The organism is Bradyrhizobium sp. 31Argb (assembly GCF_043638955.1).
Lineage (GTDB): Bacteria > Pseudomonadota > Alphaproteobacteria > Rhizobiales > Xanthobacteraceae > Bradyrhizobium.
Genome location: NZ_JBEGDB010000504.1, coordinates 1 through 2,686, shown reverse-complemented (window position 1 = coordinate 2,686; position 2,686 = coordinate 1). Strand labels below are relative to the sequence as shown.

Annotated in this window: 2 protein-coding genes; one reads left to right on the top strand and one right to left on the bottom strand. The window is 56.5% G+C overall.

Annotated elements, in window-relative coordinates; translation table 11 throughout:
• The first annotated feature begins 12 nt into the window (after positions 1–12).
• Positions 13–1,071, top strand: a complete 1,059-nt coding sequence (locus AAFX91_RS40695) for a hypothetical protein (RefSeq protein WP_394570246.1) — start codon at positions 13–15, stop codon at positions 1,069–1,071.
• A 10-nt stretch (positions 1,072–1,081) separates the two neighbouring features.
• Here AAFX91_RS40695 and AAFX91_RS40690 read toward each other — a convergent pair whose 3' ends face one another.
• Positions 1,082–2,257: an acyltransferase family protein gene (locus tag AAFX91_RS40690; RefSeq protein WP_394570245.1), complete on the bottom strand. Its 1,176-nt coding sequence runs from the start codon at positions 2,255–2,257 to the stop codon at positions 1,082–1,084.
• Between the last annotated feature and the right edge of the window lie 429 nt (positions 2,258–2,686).

Sequence of the window (2,686 nt, the reverse complement as noted above, 5' to 3'; positions counted from 1 at the left end):
CTGGTGGCTACGATGAACCAGAAATCCTCCCTCCGCAAAATCCTTCAATTTGTCTCAAAGGTCTCGACGGCGAACACGTACCTTGCGATCGCCCCAAACACGAACCAGGCACCGCCGAACGCGACCTATTGGTTGGTGCTGTCGGAGAAAGGCGAGATGGGCGATACTGGACCCGCCGCGTGGAGCCCACCCACCGCATGGGTGACGACTACAGCCTATACCGCCGGTCCGCCTGCCAGTGCAGTCGTGCAGGCCGGCGAAACCTATGTCTGCTTGGCCTCGCACACATCGGGAACGTTCGCGACAGATCTGGCTGCAGGCAAATGGATCAAGGTGGCGCAGAAGGGCAGCGGCGACTTGTCGTCAGCGAACAATCTTTCCGATGTGGCGAACGCCGCACTGGCGCGGGGCAACATCGGAGCGATCGGTGTTGTGAAAGTGCAGAAGTTCACAACTAGTGGTACATACACTCCATCTGTCGGAATGCTCTATTGCATTATCGAATGCGTAGGCGGCGGTGGAGGTGGTGGCGGTGCTGTAGGCGCAAGCGGCCAATATTTTAGCGGAGGGGGCGGCGGTAGTGGCGGCTATTCACGCTTAATGGCAACTGCCTCAGCAATTGGCGCATCGAAGACGGTGACCGTAGGTGCGGGCGGCGCAGGTGGTCCGGGGTCGGAGAACGGAATTGCGGGTGGTACCACCAGCGTCGGAACTCTATGCGTAGCTAACGGCGGTGCAGGTGGCTTTTCTGGAAATGGTTCGCAAGTCGGTTTCGGCGGGAATGGTGGAGCACCGGGTACCGGAGATGTCGCCGCGGCTGGCGCCCCTGGCGCATCTGGAATGTATTCGACCAGTCAAACCATAAAAACACCGAATGGAGCTGGCGGTTCTAGCTTCTTTGGTGGCGGCGGCATGGGTAATACTGCAAATGGTAATGCTGCCAACGGTAACGCCGCCCGAAACTACGGATCGGGCGGCGGCGCCGCCGCTTCCGACACGACTGTGGCGGCTGTTACAGGTGGCGGTGGGTCCTCGGGGTTCGCTATTATCACCGAATTCTGCACGCAATAAGAAGGTCCGTTTATCGATGGACGCTTGGCGGCACGAATAGAACGCCGATCACAAATAGGACCGGAACCACTAGACTGACGACGATCCTGATCGAGCGCGAACCCATCGGTTTCAACAAGGTCGCCTGACGTTCGACAAGTCTCGTCGAAGCCGCTGCCAACACGATAGAGATCGGGATACTCAACAACAATGAGTAACCAGAATATCCCTTTATCATCATGATCAGGAGCGGAGGCCAGTGCCATAAATAGAGCGAGTAGGATATTGTTCCAAACCAAAGCAGGGGGCCGCTGTCGAGAGTCATAGCTAGCATTGGACTGCTGCGAGAGGCGACTGCGGCGATGAGGATAGCAGAAGATATTCCGATAAGGCTAAAGCCGCCGAGGTACATCCAGGGTTGATTCCATGCCGATGCATAAATGAACCCTGCGATTACAATGACCGCAGCAGGCCACAGTTTGCCAATTATCCTAAGATTCTCTTCCGTCAAGAACGCAAGTGCGCAACCAAGACAGAGCGCGTCAAATCTCGCGTCAAAGCTGTCATAGACAGCGACAAGATCATCCGGTGCCGTTGTTTCAAACCGATGAAAACGCCACGCTCCAACCGCAACTGCAGTCAGCACTAGAATTGAAACAATACTCTGTCTCGCGCGAATGAATGTCAGAAGACCGATGGCCACGAAAGGCCAAATTAAGTAAAACTGTTCCTCGACGGAAATGGACCATGTTGGGGCGAGAAAATGTGGAATACCGCCGCGTGATCTGGTGTAGTCGGCAATAAAGGTGAGGGTTACGGAAAAATCTCGCGCAAGAGAGCGCAACGAGATGTCGAATATCAGCGCGAGGCAAAGCCATCCGAGGCATAGGATGATAAGCGGCGGGACAATTCGCAGAAATCGGCGCCAGTAAAAGCCGGCAAAGTCAATTCGGCCTGTTGCCATAAATTCAGCAATGAGAACTCTCGAAATAAGGAATCCGCTCAGAACGAAAAAGATGTCAACACCGATGCCGCCACCAAGCATGAACGGAATGGATGTGTGACATCCGACGACGGCCAAGACCGCAATTCCGCGAATGCCGTCCAGTCCAGCGATCCGTTTCGACAGGTGAGTGGATGATCCGGCAGCCTCGACTGACATCGAGTGCCAGTGGCGCATAGGCGCCCGTTCTTGAATTTCCGACAATTATTGGCCCCCACCCTTGACGATACCTAGCCGCTGAATCCGCGCCAGGCAAGGCCTGGGGTTCCCTGGAACCCCTCGCCCCCGAACCAGTCTGGGTCAGCGGGAAGCAGCCCCGCCGCCGGCCTCGCGGCTCCCCAATACGAGGCCCGCCGGGGGGTGACATTTGAAATTGCGCGGGGGTGACATTTGAAATTGCGCGCTACAGATCGCGAGCCGCCCCTCATCCGCCGTGAGACGCGCGGAGTTAAATCACTGATTTGCCCGACGGGTTAAGCGGTTTATTTTTCGCGGCAAGGCTGGACGGGGCAAATCACGTTGGAATCGCTTGCATAATTCGTCTCGCCGCGCACGCGACACTAGGCCGTGTGGACAGTTACCTTATCCAGAGCAGAGTGGCGGCAATGGCGACGACGGCGAAGTAGTTTCGCG